The sequence below is a fragment of the Mesorhizobium sp. M7A.F.Ca.US.006.01.1.1 genome (assembly GCF_003997935.1).
Lineage (GTDB): Bacteria > Pseudomonadota > Alphaproteobacteria > Rhizobiales > Rhizobiaceae > Mesorhizobium.
Genome location: NZ_RZQL01000017.1, coordinates 28,126 through 46,127, shown reverse-complemented (window position 1 = coordinate 46,127; position 18,002 = coordinate 28,126). Strand labels below are relative to the sequence as shown.

Sequence of the window (18,002 nt, the reverse complement as noted above, 5' to 3'; positions counted from 1 at the left end):
GATCAGGACCGGCAAGGCCTGAAAAGATTATCTTTTTTTAATTACACATTGTCGCATGGCGGTCCTAGCTTCCCGCCCGGGCCGAGAACCGCCGGTGATGAATCCCCTCATCGCGACGCGACGGAACCGGACGGCCCAAGGCCGGAAGGCAGGCAGACAACCGCCGCCTTCCTCTACAAGAGGAGACGCGTGATGCGCTCTTTCAAGACCTCGCTTAGAACTGCGACACTCACGGCGTTCCTCATCGCCGTTCCGCTTGCCGGCGCCTATGCCGCGGGCCATCACAAGGGCGCTCTCGACGCGACCGATCCAACCGATATGACCGGCCCGCGTATCGAGGCGCTTATCGCACAGGTGCAGGGCGTCCGGCAGGGCATCGTGGACGCGAGACAGGCCAACAACATCACCCCGGCCGTGGCGGAACGCCTGGAAATGCGCACGACCCACATCAGCCAGGCGGCCGAGAAAGTCGCCGCGTCCGACCATGGCAGGATACCGGCCGCGCAATACCACGACCTGTTGCGCCGTCTCGACAATGTCGACCAGCGGCTGATGATCGACACCGGTAGCGGCTTCATGATCGGCGACGGCGCCGACGGCGGCAATTACCCGAACGGCTGAAGCCATAGCGCCCGAAACGGTCCAAGAGGAAGGGACCGCCTGGCGCCTTCGAGTGCAATCCCGCGGGCGCCCTTTTTTACCAGCCGAGCCACACCGCGATCAGGGCAACCGCCGCCGGCACGGTCTGGATGAACAGGATCTTGCGCCCGACCGTTGCCGCGCCATAGAGGCCGGCAATGGCCACGCAACCTAGAAAGAAGACCTTGACCTGGAAACCGGCCGCATCAAGGCATAGCCCCCAGATCAGCCCGGCGGCGAGGAACCCGTTATAGAGTCCCTGATTGGCGGCGAGCACCTTCGAGGCACTGGCGAATTCCGGGGTCAGGTTGAAAGCCTTGTGCCCGCGCGGCGTGTCCCACAGCACCATCTCCAGATAGACGATGTAGGCATGGATCAAGGCCACCAGCCCGACCAGGATGTTGCCGATCATTGTTTCCCCCTTGCGTCGTCGCCGGCAGCATTCCATGCGCGGCATCGCCTGCGCAAGGTGCATTTGCCCGACGGCATCTGAGGGTTGCCAACGCATTTGCGTTGGTGTCTTTTCGCGCCGTCCCCAATCACGGAAACCGCCATGTCCTTTCAGAAACTCGATGACCTCGGTCACAAGCTCGAAGCGCTCGAGCATGCGCTGGCCATCCTCGGTGCCGATGAGGCCACGCACATGGCCGTCGGCGGCGGCGAGAAGCGTGCCGAGGCGATGTCGGCACTGGCCGGCATGTATCACACCAGGGCAACGGCGCCGGAGATAGCAGACTGGATCGCCGCGGCAGAGCAGGAAGCGTTGGGTGAAGAGCAGCGCACCGCCGTCTCGGAACTGCGGCGCCAATACACCAACCTGACCTGCCTGCCGGTCGAATTCGTCGAACGCCAGACGACCGCGCGCATGCGTTGCGAGCAGTTATGGCGCGGCCTGCGCGCCAAGAACGACTGGGCAGGCTTTCAGCCGGCCCTGGAGGGCGTCGTGGCGCTGGTGCGCGAAGAGGCGGCGCTGCGTGCCGACGTGCTCGGCCTTGCCCCCTATGACGCGCTGATGGAGCAGTACGACCCCGGCAACCGCACCGCCGACATCACGCCAGTGTTCGCCGACCTGAAGGCTTTCTTGAAAAGCTTTGTGCCCGAGGCACTGGCGATCCAGGACGCCCGGCTGCGCAAGCGCCCGCTGAAGCCGCTCTCAGGCACCTATGCGATCGACCGGCAGCGCGAACTTGGTCTTGCCATGATGGCGGCGGTCGGCTTCGACCTGACGCATGGATCGCTGTCGGTGTCGCACCACCCTTTCTGCGGCGGCGTGCCGAGCGACGTGCGCATCACCACCCGCTACAAGACGTCCGACTTCCTGTCCGCGCTGATGGGCGTGCTGCACGAGACTGGCCATGCGCTCTACGAGCAGAACCTGCCGAAGGCATGGTCGCACTGGCCGCTCGGCAAGGCGCGCGGCATGGCCGTGCACGAAAGCCAGAGCCTTTTTGTCGAAAAGCAGCTCGGCCGCAACCCGGCCTTCTGGCACTGGGCGCTGCCGGTGGTCGAAAAGCATCTCGGCGAAGCCTGGTCGCTCGACGATATCCTGCCGCATGTGCATCGCGTCGAGCGCGGGCTGATCCGCGTCGATGCCGACGAGGTGACCTATCCCCTGCATGTCATCCTGCGCTACGAACTGGAACAGGAGCTCGTCGCCGGCAAGCTTGAAGTGGCCGACCTGCCCGAAGCCTGGGACGCCAAGATGCGCGACTATCTCGGCCTTTCCACCATCGACAACCCCGCCGACGGGCCGATGCAGGACGTGCATTGGCCAGGGGCCGCCTTCGGCTACTTCCCGTCCTACACGCTGGGCGCGATGATGGCGGCGCAGCAATGGGCAGCATTGACGCGAGAACATCCTGCCGCCGACGAGGATCTCGCCAAGGGCAATTTCGAGGCGATCAACGACTGGCGCCGCCAAAAGATCTGGTCGCAGGGATCGCGCTGGTCGACGCCGGACCTGCTCGAACGCGCCACCGGCGAAAAGCTCAACGCAACATTTTTCACCGAACATCTGAAGAGGCGCTACGGAGCGTGAGCGGGACCATGAGATGATCCCTGCTCACGCCGCATGGAAGAACCCGGATTGCTCATCATCCGGCAAGTCGGAATCTGCCGTCAGATCTCCCTGACGAACAGCTCTATGACCTTCCACGTGCCTCCCTGCCAGAGATCGGCCGTCACGTCGTCCAGCGACGCGAACATCTGCGATCTAGCGCCAAGAAAACAGTTCACGGTCCGGTCCTTGTACATTTGGCCGATGGGCGAAATGCTGACCTCCAGCGTCCGGCTGTCGCCTCGGGTCACGATGTCCACATCCGGGTTCCCATAGTAGGTATTGTTGGTTCCGTACTGGGAATCATCGCTCTGGCTGTGGTCCCCGTCGCCGACATAGGCTGAACTCGGCCCGACGTCCCGGAACACCTTCCCATAACTTTCTATGCCGCTGGAGAAATAGCCGGCCGTGATATAGTTCTCCTGGTTCACCTGGCAGTTGCTGACCTGCATCCACTGATCGCTGAGCCTTCGCCGGCTGCGCGAATAGGTTTCCACGACCAAAGCGCGGATCTCCAGATGGCAGTCACGGCTCGGCGTGTAGTCCCAGCAAAAGCCGCTTTCCGCGTGACCGCTTATGTAGTCCCTGCCATCGGGGCTGAAATTCTCGGCACGGACAAAGCCACCCATCTTGGAGGTGTCGACATTCTGGTAGGTCTCGATTTTCTTGACCAGGCCGTCGTCGGTGGCCTCCGCCCAGGCATCCCAATACCAGCCGACGGACGCCAGATCGATACGGGTCCCGAACACGTCCTGGCCCCAGGAGCCATCGCCTGGCTGGTCCCGGAAGTGAATGGTGCCCAAACTGTCGGCCAGCTCCGAAACACGGATGCTGGAACTGAGGAATGCTTCCGAAACGATATTGCGGCCCAGTTTCTTGATCGACTTGTTGGCCGGGATGGAACGCGCGCCGGTCCATTCCTTGCCTGCCACCACTTTCTGCAATTCCGCCCTCGCGGCGATGGGATCCGCGCCGGATTGCAGAGCACTGCTGGTTTTCTTGCGCAGCCCGGTCATCAGTTCGACGAATGGGCTCGCATTCTTACGCTTCGATCCGTCCCGGTTGTAAAATTCCATGGAACTGGACAGCGAGACTTTGGGTGTTCTCTTCGACGTGACTATGGAGTCGTTCATTGCATTTGCCTCCTTGGGATCAGTGATGGTCAACCGTTTCCGGCGCGCCGAATTCGGCAAAAGCTCACGCCGGTCTGATAGACGCACGGCTCCACACTCGCCGCGCCCGCCGCGCGCAAGTCTTCATTGTCACGATGTGTAGCTGCCGCCCGTTACCCTCTGGAATGAAGTCCAGACGATTTTTGTACTTTATCCCTGCGCAACAAGACTGCACAGTCGGCAAATGACGACTGTATTTAGACTGATCTAATTTAGATATTTATTCAATTTCGATGGTTGTGATAATACGGGCAGCGGACCCATGCAGTCCGGCGGGCTTCTCGAAATGCCTGCGGGCCGCGAAGCCTACTCCGCCGCGCCCCTGAAGGCGCTCGCGCCGGTTTCGAACTGCAGCTTGGCCAGCCGCGCATAGATCCCGCCCTTGGCGACAAGGCTCTGATGCGTGCCTTCCTCGACGATCGAGCCGCCATCCATGACCAGGATCCTGTCGGCCTTCAGCACCGTTGCCAGGCGATGGGCGATGACGATCGTGGTGCGGCCCTGCATCAGCCGTTCCAACGCCGTCTGCACCAGCGTCTCGCTTTCGGCATCGAGGGCGGAGGTGGCCTCGTCGAGCAGCAGGATCGGGGCGTCGCGCAGGATGGCGCGGGCGATCGCAACCCGCTGGCGCTGGCCGCCTGACAGCGTCACGCCGCGCTCCCCGACCTGGCTGTCATAGCCTTTTTCCAGCTTGAGGATGAATTCATCGGCAAGTGCATCCTTCGCCGCCGTCTCGATTTCGGCCTTGCTGGCTCCCGGCCGGCCGAAACCGATATTGTCACGCGCGCTTGCCGCGAAAATGGTGACGTCCTGCGGCACGATGGCGATGCGCTGGCGGACCGAAACGGGATCGGCCTCGCGCACGTCGACGCCGTCGATCAGGATCTTGCCTGTTTCGGGATCGTAGAAGCGCAGGATCAGTGAAAAAACCGTGCTCTTGCCGGCCCCTGACGGCCCGACGATCGCCACCGTCTCGCCGGGCATGACCTGAAAGCTCAAGCCATGCACGGCGGCACGGTCGGGCCTCGCCGGGTAGGAGAAGGAGACATTGTCGAAGACGATCGCGCCCTTGGCGACGGCCGGCAGCGGCTTCGGATCGGCGGGAGCCTGGATCGCCGGCTTCTCGGCCAGGATCTCGGTCAGCCGTTCGGCGGCACCCGCCGCTTGCGCAAGCTCACCCCAGACTTCCGACAACGCCCCAAGTGCGCCGGCGGCGAACACCGAATAGAGCAGGAACTGGCCGAGCGTACCCGGCGATATCGAGCCTTCGAGCACGTCGCGCGAGCCGAACCACAGCACCGCCACGACGGACGAGAAGATGGTGAAAATGGCGAAGAAGGTAAGGAAGGAGCGCGCGAAGATGGAGGAGCGTGCCGCCCCGAAAGCAGCTTCCACCGCAGCCGAGAAATGCCCGGTGACCAGCTTCTCATTGGTGAAGGCCTGCAGCGTACGCACCGCGCCGATCTGCTCGCTGGCATAGGCGGTGGCATCGGCCAGCGTATCCTGCGCCTGGCGTGATTTGCGCCGCACCGAACGGCCGAAAGCGACCAGCGGCAGCACGATGACAGGAATAGCGGCAATGACCAACCCGGACAGTTTCGGGCTGGTGATGACCATCATCCCCACCGCGCCAAGGCCGAGGATGACGTTGCGCAGCGCCACCGAAGCCGTCGCGCCGACCGCCGACTTGACCTGCGTCGTGTCGGCGGCAAGCCGCGACACGATCTCGCCCGACTGGGCGGTGTCGAAGAAGGCAGGCGACAGCGTCGTCACATGGGCAAACACATCGCGCCGGATATCGGCGACGACGCGCTCGCCCAGCGTGATGACGAAATAGTAGCGGCCGGCCGATGCCGCCGCCAGCACGGCGGCCATCGCCACCAGGGCGGCGAAATATTCGGCAATGAAGGTGGTGCTGGACGACGAGAAACCATGATCGATCATGCGTCGCACCGCCAGCGGCAGCGCCAGCGTGGTTGCCGCCGCGATGACCAGCGAGATGATGGCGCCGACGACCAGTGTGCGATAGTGCGTGATGTAGGGGAACAGGCGCCGGAGCGGCTTGAGCGAACGTCGGCGCTCGTCTGCGCTGGTGATTTGCGCCATCCCGATGTTTCCTCCAGCCGCCCTTGGGGTCTGCGCCTCAATATGCGCTTGCCGCGGCCTTGTGAATCAATTCCGGCTGATGTATAGGCTCGCCGACCGTTTTAGAAGCCGTGGCTCCTCAATAGCTGCGGCTTCGAGTTTTAAAAAGAGGCGCATCGACGCAGGCTTATGCCCCGTCAGCCGCGCCGGCAAGCCAGGAACCGAGCCATGAAGAGCGCTATTCATCCCGATTACCACACCATCAAGGTCGTCATGACCGACGGCACCGAATACACGACCCGTTCGACCTGGGGCAAGGAAGGCGATACGATGAACCTCGATATCGACCCGACCACCCACCCGGCCTGGACCGGCGGCCAGCAGACCCTGCTCGACCGCGGCGGCCGCCTGTCGAAGTTCAAGAAGCGTTTCGAAGGTTTCGGCATCTAATTGCATGTCGCCCAAAAGTGCGAAGCGGTTTTGGGATAACGACTTGCATCAAGTAAGAACTTAAGCCAAACGGCCTTTTCGCAGATCAAAAACCCGCCTCCGTGGCGGGTTTTTTGTTGCGGCGCGGCGCTACTCGGCCAGCAATTCCCTTAGCGCCATGCGCTTGTAGGCGGCGACCAGCCTGTCGCCCTCCTGGCGTTCAACCGAGATCGCCAGCCGCATGGCTGCCTCGCCCATCTGCCAGACCAGAAATGCCGTGGTTTCCAGCGCCGCCGGATCGACTGCCGGCCGCAGCCGTTTCAGCACCGCGGTGAGGAATTCGGCGTTGGCGCGGCTGTCGGCGAGTTCGAGCTGGCGCAGCGCCTTGTCGGCCTGCGTGCCGGACCAGATATCGCGGATCACCGGCTCCGCCAGGAACAGCCCGTAGTAGATATCGACCAGTTCTGAAAACGCCCGGCCCAGCCCTTCGGCATCGCTGACACCGGCGAGCGCGGCTGAGATGCAGGCCTGGCTTTCGGCGGTGTAGCGCTCGGCCAGCGTCCAGATGATCGCCCGCTTGTCCGGAAAGAACTGGTAGAGCGACCCGATCGACACCCCAGCGCGCTCCGCCACCTCACCCATGCGCATGGCATCGCTGCCTTGCTCGCCGATCAGCGCCGAGGCAGCCGCCAGCATGCGCTCGACCCGCTCGCGGCTGCGCTGCTGGCTGGGCGCCCGGCGCGGTGAAGCAAGCTGCTCCTGTGCGGAAACGAGGGCTGCCGCGTCTTCCATGACTGACTCCAAGTGCACCAAAATCGCTTGACTCACAAAATACGAGGGTTTATCACGTTTTGCAAATATGAGGATTACTCACGTTTTGATGCGAAGGAACCACAACGGGCATATGGAGCAACTGACATGATCGCGAAACTTCTTCCTACTCTCATCTTCATCGCCGCACTCGGCTCTGGCGTCGTCGGCGGCGTCTTCTTTGCTTTCTCCAGCTTCGTCATGCCGGGCCTCGCCCGCATGCCAGCCGCAAGCGGCATTGCCGCGATGAATTCGATCAATGTCACAGCTGTGACCCCGCTGTTCATGACAGCGCTGTTCGGCACGGCGCTCGTCTGCATTGTTGTCGCCATCGGCGCGGTGATCGGCTGGAGCCAGCCGGGCTCGCTCTGGCTGATTGCCGGCAGCCTGCTCTATCTCATCGGCATCGTGGTGGTGACGATGATCTTCAACGTCCCGCTGAACGATGCGCTCGCCGCCGTCGACCCGGCCGGCAGCGAAGGTGCAAACCTATGGTCGCGCTACCTCAATGAATGGGTGATGTGGAACCATGTCCGCACCGTCAGCGGCATAGCCGCGCTGGCATCCTTCTGGTTCGCCACGCGTTGACGACGATGGATGGAGCGACCGATGAAGGATCAATACGCAAATATGGCCTTCGGCATGGCCATCGGAGTTGGTGTCGGTGCCGCGATCGGCACCGCTCTGGATAACATTCCGATGGGCGTCGCCGTGGGTATTGCGATTGGCGCCGCCTTCGGAGCGTGGCGACGCAAGTGACGGCAGCGCCGGCGGCCTCTACGCCTTTGTCTTCCGATCGGAATGACCGAGATCGCGGTCCGGGTCGATGACATCACGAACCAGTTGCTTCAGTTTGGCCGCGTCCGGAAAGCCGCCGTCGCGCTTGCGATCCCAGACCAGCGTGTCATTGCAGGAAATGGTGAAGATGCCGCCGGTGCCGGGCACCAGCGTCACCTCGCCCAGATCGGTGCCGAAGGTCGACAGCAGTTCCTGCGCCATCCAACCGGCGCGCAGCAGCCACTGGCACTGCGTGCAGTAGGCGATGCGGATGGTGGGAAGCGCTTTTTCGCTCATGCCGGGCTGAGCTTCGCTCATGCTGCGCTGAGCTTGGCCATGGTCTCGTCGTCGACTTCGAAGTTGGCGTAGACGCTCTGTACGTCGTCGTCGTCCTCGAGCGTGGCGACCAGCTTCATCAGCGACTGTGCCCGCTCCTCGTCGACCGGAACGTTGTTCTGCGGCTGCCAGATCAGCTTCACCGATTCTGCCTCGCCGAGCGAGGTTTCCAGAGCCTTCGACACCTCGCCGAGATTCTCGAAGGCGCAATAGATCGTGTGGCCTTCCTCGTCGGTTTCCACATCGTCGGCGCCGGCTTCGATCGCCGCTTCCATGACCTTGTCGGCGCTGCCGGCTGATGCCGGATAATAGATCTCGCCGACGCGGTCCCACATGAAGGAAACCGAGCCCGTTTCGCCCATCGCGCCGCCGGCCTTGGTGAAGGCAGCACGCACATTCGACGCCGAGCGGTTGCGGTTGTCGGTCAGCGCTTCAACGATGACGGCGACGCCGCCCGGACCATAGCCCTCATAGCGCACGGCTTCATAGTTCTCGGCATCGCCCATCGAGGCCTTGTTGACGGCGCGCTGTATGTTGTCCTTCGGCATCGACACCGCCTTGGCGTTCTGGATCGCCAGGCGCAAGCGCGGGTTCATCGATGGATCGGGCGTCCCGCTCTTGGCGGCGACGGTGATTTCGCGCGCCAGCTTGGAAAACATTTTAGACCGCACCGCATCCTGGCGGCCCTTGCGGTGCATGATGTTCTTGAACTGTGAATGGCCAGCCATGGTGTCGTCTTCTCGGCTAGAGCATTCCGAAGCGAAGTGATCTGACCTCGTCTTCCGCAATGCCCGAATTCAAAAATTTCAGAGCGTCCCAGGTGCACCTCGTGGAAGCACGGCGTTCTCTGTCGGAATGGCCCGGCTTATAGATAAATCGGCTCAATTCGTCCAGCCGCACCGTGCACGGGACGCGCGCCATGGGCTGCTGCAAGCGTTCACGCCTCCAGATCGGACTTCAGCCGGTCGATGATGCTGAGCGCATGGCCGGCGTACTGGCTGATCCAGCGGTCGTGGATCTGCTTGATCGGCAGCGCGTTGAGATGGTTCCAGCGCTCGCGGCCGTCGCGCCGCGCAACTATCAGATCGGCCTCCTCCAGCACCTTCAGATGCAGCATCACGGTGCACCGATCGATATCGGGAAAGGCCTCGCACAGCATGCCGGTCGTCTTCGGCGTGTCCTTCAGCTGATCCAGCATCTCGCGCCGGCGCGGATGCGCCAACGCCTTGAAAACATTGTCGTCTTGCGATCGGCTTGACATGTTATGTTTCTATAACATATTGTTGAGCCGATCAAGGGAAGGAGTTGTGGATATGTCACTTGGATTCAGTGTTTCCGGGCGCATCGGCAAGCCGGTCGCCGACGTCTTCGACGCCGTCGTCAATCCGAAGAAACTGAGCGGCTATTTCACCACGATCGGCGGCGCCAGCGCCCCACTGGAAGCCGGCGCCGGCGTCGTTTGGTGGGGCAAGGTGCCGGTCGAGGTCGACGAAGTGGTCAAGGACCGCCGCATCGTGCTGCGCTGGGATGCCACCGACGCCGACGGGAAACCGGCCTATAAGACCCGCATAGAGATGAATTTCGAACCGCTGGACGATGGCGGCACCTTCGTCACCATCGCCGAGAGCGGCTGGCAGGAAGGCGCGGTCGGCCTGAAGAAGTCCTACCTCAATTGCGAGGGCTGGTCGCAGATGCTGGCCTGCATGAAGGCCTATGTCGAATACGGCATCAATTTGCGCGACGGCTACTACCGCAGCGAGATGAAGGGCGAACCCGCCAACGAGACCAACATTTGAACACGGCAACGGAGCCAACTATGACCGCGACAATCACCGGCGGCATCAACATCGCCATGAAGGTACCGCCGCACCAGTATGAGGCGACAATCGCCTTCTACCGCGACGTCGTCGGCCTGAAGCCTTTCACGGACAAGGCGCCGGCCGTCGGCTTCGAGCTTGGCCCTAACCGCCTGTGGATCGATGAGGCACCGATGATGAGCCAGGCCGAGGTGTGGCTGGAGCTGTTCACCGACGATTTTTCGACGGCTGCGGATCATCTCGCCAAGGCAGGCGTTGTGCGTTGCGACGTCATCGAGCCCTTGGGCGAGGGCTTTCGCGGCGGCTGGATCGCCAACCCGGCCAACATCGTACACATGCTGCGCGAGCCCGATGCCTGGTGAGCGCCAAGCCACGAAAGGAGCAACCGATGGACATCCACGAAAAACCGACCGCCGAAGCCGGCATGCTGATCCGGCGGCCCGTCGCGGACGTCTTCGAGGCCATCGTCGATCCTGCCATCACCACGAAATTCTGGTTCACTCACGGCAGCGGCCGCCTGGACAGCGGCGAGCAGATCCGCTGGGAATGGCGCATGTACGGCGTGTCGGCGACGGTCGACGTCAGCGAGATCATCGCGAATGAGAAGATCGTCATGCAATGGAGCGATCCGCCGACCACCGTGGTCTGGACCTTCACCGAAATGCCTGGCGAGACAACTTTTCTCGAGGTTCGCAATTTCGGCTTCGCCGGCGATGGCGACGAACAGGTGAAAGAGGCCGTCGGCTCAACCGGCGGCTTCACGCTGGTGCTGGCCGGTGCCAAGGCGTGGCTGGAACAAGGCCTGACGCTCGGCCTGATCGGCGACCGTCACCCGAAGGGCGTGCCAGGGCACTAGGTGCTCAGGAGCTGCCTCAATGCCCGCCGCCCGACTTCTTGCGCCGCCGCGCCAGCATGTTGAGCCCCTCGACCAGCGCCGAAAAGCCCATCGCCGCATAGATGTAGCCCTTGGGCACATGGTAACCCATACCGTCGGCGATCAGCGTCATGCCGATCATCAAAAGGAAGCCCAGTGCCAGCATGACGATGCTCGGGTTCTTGGCGATGAAGTTGGCCAGCGGCCCGGCCGCCAGCATCATCACGCTCACCGCCACGATCACGGCGATGTACATGATGGCGATCTCGTCGGTCATGCCGACGGCGGTGATGATCGAATCGATCGAGAAGACCAGGTCGAGCAGCAGGATCTGGAAGATCGCGCCGGCAAGGCTGATCTGCAGCGTCTCGCCCATCATCGTATCCTTGTGGTCGTCGGGATCGACCGTGTGATGGATCTCCTTGGTCGCCTTCCAGACCAGGAACAGGCCGCCGGCGATCAGGATCAGGTCGCGCCAGGAAAAACCGTGGCCGAAGGCCGTGAACACCGGCGCGGTCAGCTGGACGATGATCGAAATGGTGGCCAGCAGCACCAGCCGCATGATCAGCGCCGCCGAGATGCCGAGCCGGCGGGCACGGGCCCGTTGTGCTTCCGGCAGCTTGTTGGTCAGGATCGAGATGAAGATCAGATTGTCGATGCCGAGCACGACCTCGAGCACAATCAGCGTCAGCAGCGCGACCCAAGCCGTCGGGTCAGAAACAAATTGAAAATGCGGCGCCAGGAATTCGATGAGCTGCATGGAGGTCGTCCCCTCTTTTAACGATCTAGAGCAGTGTCGCCGGCAATTAGGTACTGAGCGCGCCTATATCAATGTCATGACCAGAAGGACGGTGCGGTTTCCTCCAGTCGCGGCCCGCGACGAAACGGCGCGATCCGCTCGGTCAGTCCGGTGCGGTCGGAAATATCGACGCCGACGCCGCACAATGTCGCCGGTCCGGTCGCCGCCTCGAAGCGGCCTTTCGGCACTTTCGACAGGAACCGGTTGAGCGGTTCATCCTTGTCCATGCCGAGCGAGGAATCATAGTCGCCGCACATGCCGGCATCGGAAATATAACCGGTGCCGCCGTTGAGTATCTGGTGATCGCCGGTCGGCTGGTGGGTGTGGGTGCCGACGACGAGGCTGGCACGGCCGTCGACGAAATGCGCGAAGCACATTTTTTCCGAGGTCGCCTCGGCGTGGAAGTCGATAATCACGGCATCCGCCTGCTCGCCGAGCGGACAGGCGGCAAGCTCGCGTTCGCCGGCCTGGAAGGGATCGTCGAGCTCTGGATGCATGAACACCCGGCCCATGATGTTGGCGACCAGAACGCGCGCGCCGCTCCTGGCGATGTAGACGCCGGAGCCGCGCCCGGGCGTGCCCTTGGGAAAGTTGCTGGGACGCAGGAAGCGCTCTTCGCGCGGCGCGAAGGCGAGCGCGTCGCGCTGGTCCCAGACATGGTTGCCGGTGGTGACGACATCCGCACCGGCCGCGATCGTCTCGCGAAAGATATCTTCGGTGATGCCGAAGCCGCCGGCGGCGTTCTCACCGTTGACGATGACGAAATCGAGTTTGAAGTCGGAGATCAAGCCGGGCAGCTGTTCCCACACCGCCGTCCGCCCTGTCTTTCCGACCATGTCACCAAGGAAGAGAAGTCTCATATGATCCCGCACCGAAGGTCAGCGAAGCAAAAGCTGCATGACGTCTGTGAAAGATCATGCGTCCTTTTATCTACAATTTTGACGCGAAGCGGCGCAACCCGCTCTCGGTCAGTATTTCCGGAATGACGACGTCATGTTCCTCATCCGGCACCATTGCCACCTCCTGGCAGTCGAAGGCGATGCCGACCAGCCGCGGCGGCTGGCCCTTGTCGATCAGTTTGGCGATGGCGCGGTCGTAATAGCCGGCACCATAGCCGATGCGATGGCCGCGCGCATCGAAAGCGGCGAGCGGCACCAGCATGACAGAGGGGTCGAGCACCTCGGCTTCCTCGTGAGGGCCGACCGTGCCGAAACCCATCTCGACCATCGGCGCGCCGCGCACCAGTTCGCGAAAGACGATGGTGGTCTTGTCGAGAATGGCCGGTAGACAAAGCCGTGCGCCCTTTTCGCGCAAGGCAAACATCAACGGCCGAACGTCGACTTCCGAGCGCATCGGCCAGAAGCCGGAAACGATCTGGCCCGGCTCGACATGGAGATGATCGCGTACCGTCTCGGCCATTTCAAGCGCGACCTCCACCCGCCAGAATTCATCGAGCGCATCGCGGCGTCCGAGGGCCTCACGGCGAAGCTGCTTTTTCAGGTCTTTGAGAGAGGTCATGCAGCCAGGGTAGAAAAGGTCAGATCTGGATGGAGTGTTGGGAGCGACGTTTTCCACCGCATCATCCACCGAAATGCGTGGACGCGTGGCAATAAGCGACGATCCACACAACCGGTGGAGAGAGCGATCCCGGGAACCTACAAAGTAGGTGGGCGCCGTGTGAGAAAACCCACGGGTCTTCCCAGGGACAGCTCCCTAAGGATCGTTAAGGCCCCGGGGAAAATGTTCTCCTGCCGGGAAGCACAGACCGTCCCAGCCAATATAGGCTGCCGGCCGGCTAAGCGCCAGTGAGACGGGCATTCTTTCCGTGTTGGGTTCAGGCCCTCGCGCTGCCAACACCTCACCCTTGCACAGGCACGGCCGCGTCCTTACGGTCGCGATGACCAACCGAGGAGCAAGAATGCGTTTTGAAGGCACGGCGGCCTATGTCGCCGACAAGGATCTGATGGTGGCCGTCAACGCGGCGATCGCGCTGGAACGGCCCTTGCTGGTCAAGGGCGAGCCCGGCACCGGCAAGACGGAACTGGCCCGCCAGGTGGCGGCGGCACTTGGCCTCGACCTCATCGAATGGCACGTCAAGTCGACGACGCGGGCGCAGCAGGGCCTGTACGAATATGATGCCGTCTCGCGCCTGCGCGACAGCCAGTTGGGTGACGAGCGCTTTAACGACATCAGGAACTACATCAAGCGCGGCAAACTCTGGGAGGCTTTCGCCGCCGGCAGGAAGGTCGTGCTCTTGATCGACGAGATCGACAAGGCCGACATCGAATTCCCAAACGATCTCCTGCAGGAACTCGATCGGATGGAGTTCTTCGTCTACGAGACCGGCGAAACCATCCGCGCCGCCGTCAGGCCGATCGTCATCATCACCTCCAACAACGAGAAGGAGTTGCCGGACGCGTTCCTGCGCCGCTGCTTCTTCCACTACATCCGCTTTCCCGACGTCGACACGCTGCACAGAATCGTCGACGTCCACTATCCCGGCATCAAGCAGAATCTGGTGCGGGCAGCACTGACCCAGTTCTACGAGATCCGCGACGTGCCCGGCCTGAAGAAGAAGCCGTCGACCTCCGAGGCGCTCGACTGGATAAGGCTGCTGGTCGCCGACGACATCGCGCCCGAGGATCTGCGCGCCGATCCGAAGAACGCGCTGCCCAAGCTGCATGGGGCGCTGCTGAAGAACGAGCAGGACGTGCATTTGTTCGAGCGGCTGGCCTTCATGGCACGAAGGCAGCAATAGGGCAGCAGCAGCGCTTTCCCTCCTGTGGACCGTTGCCCGCAGCCGAACAGGCAGGCAGCTTCGGCCAAACCTTCAGAGGAGATGACATGTCCGAGATTATCGTCCGCCCGCTCGCGCAGTCCGACCACGCTGACTGGCGGCGCCTGTGGACCGACTACCTCACCTTCTATGAGACGAAGCTGCCGGAAGAGGTCTACGCCATCACCTGGAAGCGGCTGTTCACCGAGGGTGAATTCGAGCCGAAAGGCTTCATCGCCACGCTGGACGGCAAGGCGGTTGGGCTCACCCACTATCTCTACCACCGCTCCGGCTGGTCGGAGAAAAACAACTGCTATCTGCAGGACCTGTTCGCCGACCCTGATGTGCGCGGCAAAGGCATTGGTGCTGCGCTGATCAAGGCGGTGAAGCAGGAAGCCGCAAAAATCGGCGTCAAGAACGTCTACTGGATGACGCACGAGACCAACACCACCGCGCGCAAACTCTATGATCATGTCGCGCGGCGCACGGGCTTCATCGAGTATGATCTGCTGTAGATAGACCATGTTCATCCCCTTCTTCCTCGAACTGAAGGCCGCGCGTGTTCCCGTTTCGCTGCGGGAATATCTATCGCTGCTGGAAGGGCTGGAAGCCGGGCTGGTCGACTACGACGTCGAAGGTTTTTATTACCTCGCCCGTGCGGCGTTGGTGAAGGACGAGCGCCATGTCGACCGCTTCGACCAGGTGTTTGCGCATGTCTTCAAGGGCATAGAAGCACTGGGCGGGCCGGATGCCGTCGATGTCGCCAACATCCCCGAGGAATGGTTGCGCCGCCTCGCCGAAAAGCACCTGACCGACGAAGAGAAAAAGCTGGTCGAGGCGCTCGGCGGTTTCGAGAAACTGATGGAGACCCTGAAGCAGCGGCTGCAGGAGCAAAAAGGCCGCCACCAGGGCGGCTCGAAATGGATCGGCACCGGCGGCACCTCGCCTTTCGGCGCCTATGGCTACAATCCCGAAGGCGTGCGCATCGGCCAGCATGAAGGCCGCAACCGGCGCGCGGTGAAGGTGTGGGACAGACGCGAATTCAGGAATTTCGACGATGCGGTCGAACTCGGCACCCGCAACATCAAGATCGCGCTGAAGCGCTTGCGCCGCTGGGTGCGCGAGGGCGCCGAGGAGGAATTCGACCTGCCCGGCACCATCCACGCCACCGCCGAACATGGCTATCTCGACGTGCAGACGCGGCCCGAACGGCGCAACGCGGTGAAGCTTTTGATGTTCTTCGATGTCGGCGGCTCGATGGACGACCACATCAAGAGCGTTGAGGAGCTGTTCTCGGCCGCCCGCGCCGAATTCCGCCAGCTCGAATATTTTTATTTCCACAACTGCCTCTATGAGGGCGTGTGGAAGGACAATCGCCGCAGGCATGCCGAGGTGATTCCGACCTTCGATCTCCTTCACAAATACGGTCCGGACTACAAGGTGATCGTCGTCGGCGACGCCTCGATGAGCCCTTACGAGATCGCTCACCCCGGCGGCTCGGTCGAGCACTGGAATCCGGAGGCAGGCAGCGTCTGGCTCGGCCGCCTGCTGCAGCAATGGCCGAACGCGGTATGGCTGAACCCCGAAGACCCCAAGAACTGGGGCTACACACATTCGATTGCGATGATCCGCGACATCTTCGGCGGCCGCATGTTCCCGCTGACGCTGGCCGGGCTTGAGGGCGCGACCAAGCAGCTTTCGAGGAAGCACTAGTTGTCAGAGGTGCGGAACCCTCGGATACCACCAATCGCGAAAGTTGGCGCCGCCCCTCACTGTCCTGCCGGACATCTCTCCCCGTAAACGGGGCGAGAGGGGCTGGCCGTAACGCCGGCGCCTTTCTTGCAACGCTGACAATTGGCGAAATCGCCAACGACAGCGCCCCTCGCCCCGTTTACGGGGAGAGGATGCCGGCAGGCAGGTGAGGGGCGGCGCAGACGCCTGAAAAAGGTCAATGGGGCGGTTCAACTTGGAATGCTGCCACTGGGCGAACAGGTAACAAATGCCTATGTTGGAGCGAATATCCGATTGCAATCAACAACGAGCCGGCAAGGCTGAGGAGATCAGATGGACACCCACACCTACCCCGTAACCCGCACCGACGCCGAATGGCGCGCCCGGCTGACGCCGGAGCAGTATGCCGTCATGCGCGGCCACGGCACCGAGCGGCCGGGAAGCTGCGCTTTGCTCTACGAGAAGCGCGCCGGCACCTTTTCCTGCGTCGGCTGCGACCAGCCTTTGTTTGAATCCAAGCTGAAGTTCGAGAGCGGCACCGGCTGGCCGAGCTTCAACGACCCGGTGCCGGGTTCGGTCGAAAACACCGTCGACCGCAGCTACGGCATGGTTCGCACCGAATGCCATTGCGCCCGCTGCGGCAGCCATCTCGGCCATGTCTTCGAGGACGGCCCGCCGCCGACCGGCCTGCGCTATTGCATCAACGGCGTGGCACTGAAATTCGAGCCGTCGGCTTGAACCGAAATTCGATTGAATGAATGAAAAGGCGGCTGCGGCCGCCCTTTTGCCCCCCGACGGAACCCGGCGAACGCGGTGGGCGCCCGTGTCCGCTGTCAGACCACGACCGTCAGGATTAGCCAGAATGTGGCGCCGAGCGTCATCAGCGAGGCCTTGGCGCCACTGGCCTTTTCCGTGGTTCGCCACACGGCAAAGGTGAGAAAGATGTTGTAGGGCACCGGTGCGAAATGCACCGCCAGAACCAGCGCGAGCGGCAGCTTCAGTCCGAGCAGGATGATCGCAGCCACCAGAGATGCGACGTTGAGCGCCGTGCCGACAAGAACAAGGTCGCGCCAGAACAGCCGGTCGAGCGGCACCTGGCCTTGCCAGCGTGAGCGGAAGAAGGAGCCGATACCCTCTGGCAACACCGGATGTCTATCCCTGCCTCAGGACTTCGGTTACCGCGCGCTCGACACGCGAGCATTCGGTCACCAGCCAGTCGGCCATGGCTGGCCAATTATCCTCGGCATAGCAGTTCACCCGCCACATCGAATTGATGCCGAGATCCTCGCAACTCTGTTCCGGCCTGAGCTTCAGCCTGGCTTCGATATCAGGCTGGAACGGTTTCAACCGCGACCAGACTTGCGTGGCGCCGAACTTCTCGTTGCGGCCGAAGAAGACGCCGACCTGGCTCTGCGCCGGCGCGACATACATGGAAAGGACCAAGGCAAAGTCGGGCAGCCCGCGCTGCCAGAACCAGGGTCCGCGCCTCGCCATCAGAGCCCTTTCTTCCGGATGCCGCTCAGCGAACAGCGTCCAGAAGCCGCGCTGGCGGAATTCAGAGGCGCGGCGGGCGCCGAAGTCGAATTCGCTCATAGCTCGATGCTCGCTCCGGCATCATGCTCGGCCCGAGACTGTTTCGAAATTCGCTCCGGCGAGTCATATGGTGGTGGTTTCGAGAACCGGAGCGGAGCGTACTTAAAG

General features: G+C 62.4%; 24 protein-coding genes and 1 other RNA gene. 12 read left to right on the top strand and 13 right to left on the bottom strand.

The genetic code is table 11. The features are described from left to right. Positions 1 to 192: 192 nt before the first annotated feature. Positions 193 to 621, top strand: coding sequence for a hypothetical protein (locus EN943_RS05570; protein ID WP_127411821.1), 429 nt, complete (start codon positions 193 to 195; stop codon positions 619 to 621). Positions 622 to 697: 76 nt separating this feature from the next. Here EN943_RS05570 and EN943_RS05565 read toward each other — a convergent pair whose 3' ends face one another. Continuing rightward, on the bottom strand, positions 698 to 1,051 hold the full coding sequence (locus EN943_RS05565; protein WP_127411820.1) for a DUF1304 domain-containing protein: 354 nt from the start codon (positions 1,049 to 1,051) through the stop codon (positions 698 to 700). 141 nt (positions 1,052 to 1,192) lie between these two features. Here EN943_RS05565 and EN943_RS05560 point away from each other — a divergent pair, with 141 nt between their 5' ends. Next, positions 1,193 to 2,677, top strand: coding sequence for a carboxypeptidase M32 (locus tag EN943_RS05560; protein ID WP_127411819.1), 1,485 nt, complete (start codon positions 1,193 to 1,195; stop codon positions 2,675 to 2,677). An 80-nt stretch (positions 2,678 to 2,757) separates the two neighbouring features. Here EN943_RS05560 and EN943_RS05555 read toward each other — a convergent pair whose 3' ends face one another. Together EN943_RS05555 and EN943_RS05550 are read right to left on the bottom strand one after the other, a co-directional pair. Further along, positions 2,758 to 3,861, bottom strand: coding sequence for a hypothetical protein (locus EN943_RS05555; RefSeq protein ID WP_127411818.1), 1,104 nt, complete (start codon positions 3,859 to 3,861; stop codon positions 2,758 to 2,760). 312 nt (positions 3,862 to 4,173) lie between these two features. After that, on the bottom strand, positions 4,174 to 5,973 hold the full coding sequence (locus EN943_RS05550) for an ABC transporter transmembrane domain-containing protein (protein WP_127411817.1): 1,800 nt from the start codon (positions 5,971 to 5,973) through the stop codon (positions 4,174 to 4,176). A gap of 207 nt (positions 5,974 to 6,180) precedes the next feature. Here EN943_RS05550 and rpmE point away from each other — a divergent pair, with 207 nt between their 5' ends. Further along, on the top strand, positions 6,181 to 6,402 hold the full coding sequence (gene rpmE, locus EN943_RS05545; RefSeq protein ID WP_023811830.1) for a 50S ribosomal protein L31: 222 nt from the start codon (positions 6,181 to 6,183) through the stop codon (positions 6,400 to 6,402). 129 nt (positions 6,403 to 6,531) lie between these two features. Here rpmE and EN943_RS05540 read toward each other — a convergent pair whose 3' ends face one another. Then, positions 6,532 to 7,173, bottom strand: a complete 642-nt coding sequence (locus tag EN943_RS05540; RefSeq protein ID WP_127411816.1) for a TetR/AcrR family transcriptional regulator — start codon at positions 7,171 to 7,173, stop codon at positions 6,532 to 6,534. 126 nt (positions 7,174 to 7,299) lie between these two features. Between EN943_RS05540 and EN943_RS05535 the strand changes: the two genes are divergently transcribed. After that, positions 7,300 to 7,779 (top strand): anthrone oxygenase family protein, encoded by a 480-nt coding sequence (locus EN943_RS05535; protein WP_127411815.1) that lies wholly within the window; start codon positions 7,300 to 7,302, stop codon positions 7,777 to 7,779. Positions 7,780 to 7,800: 21 nt separating this feature from the next. Further along, positions 7,801 to 7,950, top strand: coding sequence for a hypothetical protein (locus tag EN943_RS05530; RefSeq protein WP_127411814.1), 150 nt, complete (start codon positions 7,801 to 7,803; stop codon positions 7,948 to 7,950). Positions 7,951 to 7,968: 18 nt separating this feature from the next. On the opposite strand, the gene EN943_RS05525 is transcribed toward EN943_RS05530, so the two are convergent. From EN943_RS05525 to EN943_RS05515, 3 genes are all read right to left on the bottom strand, one after another. Then, a complete protein-coding gene (locus EN943_RS05525) occupies positions 7,969 to 8,265 on the bottom strand; it encodes a SelT/SelW/SelH family protein (RefSeq protein ID WP_127411823.1) in 297 nt (98 codons plus the stop codon). Positions 8,266 to 8,282: 17 nt separating this feature from the next. Continuing rightward, positions 8,283 to 9,032: a YebC/PmpR family DNA-binding transcriptional regulator gene (locus EN943_RS05520; RefSeq protein WP_127411813.1), complete on the bottom strand. Its 750-nt coding sequence runs from the start codon at positions 9,030 to 9,032 to the stop codon at positions 8,283 to 8,285. 209 nt (positions 9,033 to 9,241) lie between these two features. Further along, on the bottom strand, positions 9,242 to 9,565 hold the full coding sequence (locus EN943_RS05515) for a helix-turn-helix domain-containing protein (RefSeq protein WP_127319142.1): 324 nt from the start codon (positions 9,563 to 9,565) through the stop codon (positions 9,242 to 9,244). A 52-nt stretch (positions 9,566 to 9,617) separates the two neighbouring features. Between EN943_RS05515 and EN943_RS05510 the strand changes: the two genes are divergently transcribed. The 3 genes from EN943_RS05510 to EN943_RS05500 are packed head-to-tail and all read left to right on the top strand — an operon-like array spanning position 9,618 to position 10,977. Continuing rightward, positions 9,618 to 10,100, top strand: a complete 483-nt coding sequence (locus EN943_RS05510) for an SRPBCC domain-containing protein (protein ID WP_127411812.1) — start codon at positions 9,618 to 9,620, stop codon at positions 10,098 to 10,100. Between the two features lie 20 nt (positions 10,101 to 10,120). Then, positions 10,121 to 10,483: a hypothetical protein gene (locus EN943_RS05505; RefSeq protein ID WP_127411811.1), complete on the top strand. Its 363-nt coding sequence runs from the start codon at positions 10,121 to 10,123 to the stop codon at positions 10,481 to 10,483. Between the two features lie 26 nt (positions 10,484 to 10,509). Further along, a complete protein-coding gene (locus EN943_RS05500; RefSeq protein ID WP_127411810.1) occupies positions 10,510 to 10,977 on the top strand; it encodes an SRPBCC family protein in 468 nt (155 codons plus the stop codon). A gap of 16 nt (positions 10,978 to 10,993) precedes the next feature. Here the strand turns inward: EN943_RS05500 and EN943_RS05495 are convergent, their stop codons facing one another. From EN943_RS05495 to ssrS, 4 genes are all read right to left on the bottom strand, one after another. Beyond that, positions 10,994 to 11,755 carry a TerC family protein gene (locus EN943_RS05495; protein ID WP_127411809.1) on the bottom strand — a complete coding sequence of 254 codons (762 nt, stop codon included), beginning with the start codon at positions 11,753 to 11,755 and terminating at the stop codon, positions 10,994 to 10,996. A 74-nt stretch (positions 11,756 to 11,829) separates the two neighbouring features. Next, a complete protein-coding gene (locus EN943_RS05490; protein ID WP_127411808.1) occupies positions 11,830 to 12,654 on the bottom strand; it encodes a YmdB family metallophosphoesterase in 825 nt (274 codons plus the stop codon). Between the two features lie 70 nt (positions 12,655 to 12,724). Continuing rightward, the gene (locus tag EN943_RS05485) at positions 12,725 to 13,312 is read right to left on the bottom strand and encodes a 5-formyltetrahydrofolate cyclo-ligase (protein ID WP_127411807.1); all 588 of its coding nucleotides are present in this window, start codon (positions 13,310 to 13,312) and stop codon (positions 12,725 to 12,727) included. A 96-nt stretch (positions 13,313 to 13,408) separates the two neighbouring features. After that, positions 13,409 to 13,564, bottom strand: a non-coding RNA gene (gene ssrS / locus EN943_RS05480) — 6S RNA. A 148-nt stretch (positions 13,565 to 13,712) separates the two neighbouring features. Here ssrS and EN943_RS05475 point away from each other — a divergent pair. The 4 genes from EN943_RS05475 to msrB all read left to right on the top strand — a co-directional run bounded on the left by EN943_RS05475 (position 13,713) and on the right by msrB (position 17,039). Next, a complete protein-coding gene (locus EN943_RS05475) occupies positions 13,713 to 14,552 on the top strand; it encodes a MoxR family ATPase (RefSeq protein WP_127411806.1) in 840 nt (279 codons plus the stop codon). 86 nt (positions 14,553 to 14,638) lie between these two features. Further along, positions 14,639 to 15,085, top strand: coding sequence for a GNAT family N-acetyltransferase (locus tag EN943_RS05470; RefSeq protein ID WP_127411805.1), 447 nt, complete (start codon positions 14,639 to 14,641; stop codon positions 15,083 to 15,085). Positions 15,086 to 15,092: 7 nt separating this feature from the next. Continuing rightward, a complete protein-coding gene (locus EN943_RS05465) occupies positions 15,093 to 16,283 on the top strand; it encodes a VWA domain-containing protein (protein ID WP_127411804.1) in 1,191 nt (396 codons plus the stop codon). 351 nt (positions 16,284 to 16,634) lie between these two features. Further along, on the top strand, positions 16,635 to 17,039 hold the full coding sequence (gene msrB, locus EN943_RS05455) for a peptide-methionine (R)-S-oxide reductase MsrB (RefSeq protein WP_027037225.1): 405 nt from the start codon (positions 16,635 to 16,637) through the stop codon (positions 17,037 to 17,039). 95 nt (positions 17,040 to 17,134) lie between these two features. On the opposite strand, the gene EN943_RS05450 is transcribed toward msrB, so the two are convergent. Together EN943_RS05450 and EN943_RS05445 are read right to left on the bottom strand one after the other, a co-directional pair. Further along, positions 17,135 to 17,446, bottom strand: a complete 312-nt coding sequence (locus tag EN943_RS05450; RefSeq protein WP_127411803.1) for a hypothetical protein — start codon at positions 17,444 to 17,446, stop codon at positions 17,135 to 17,137. A gap of 7 nt (positions 17,447 to 17,453) precedes the next feature. Beyond that, positions 17,454 to 17,894, bottom strand: a complete 441-nt coding sequence (locus EN943_RS05445; RefSeq protein WP_127411802.1) for a hypothetical protein — start codon at positions 17,892 to 17,894, stop codon at positions 17,454 to 17,456. Between the last annotated feature and the right edge of the window lie 108 nt (positions 17,895 to 18,002).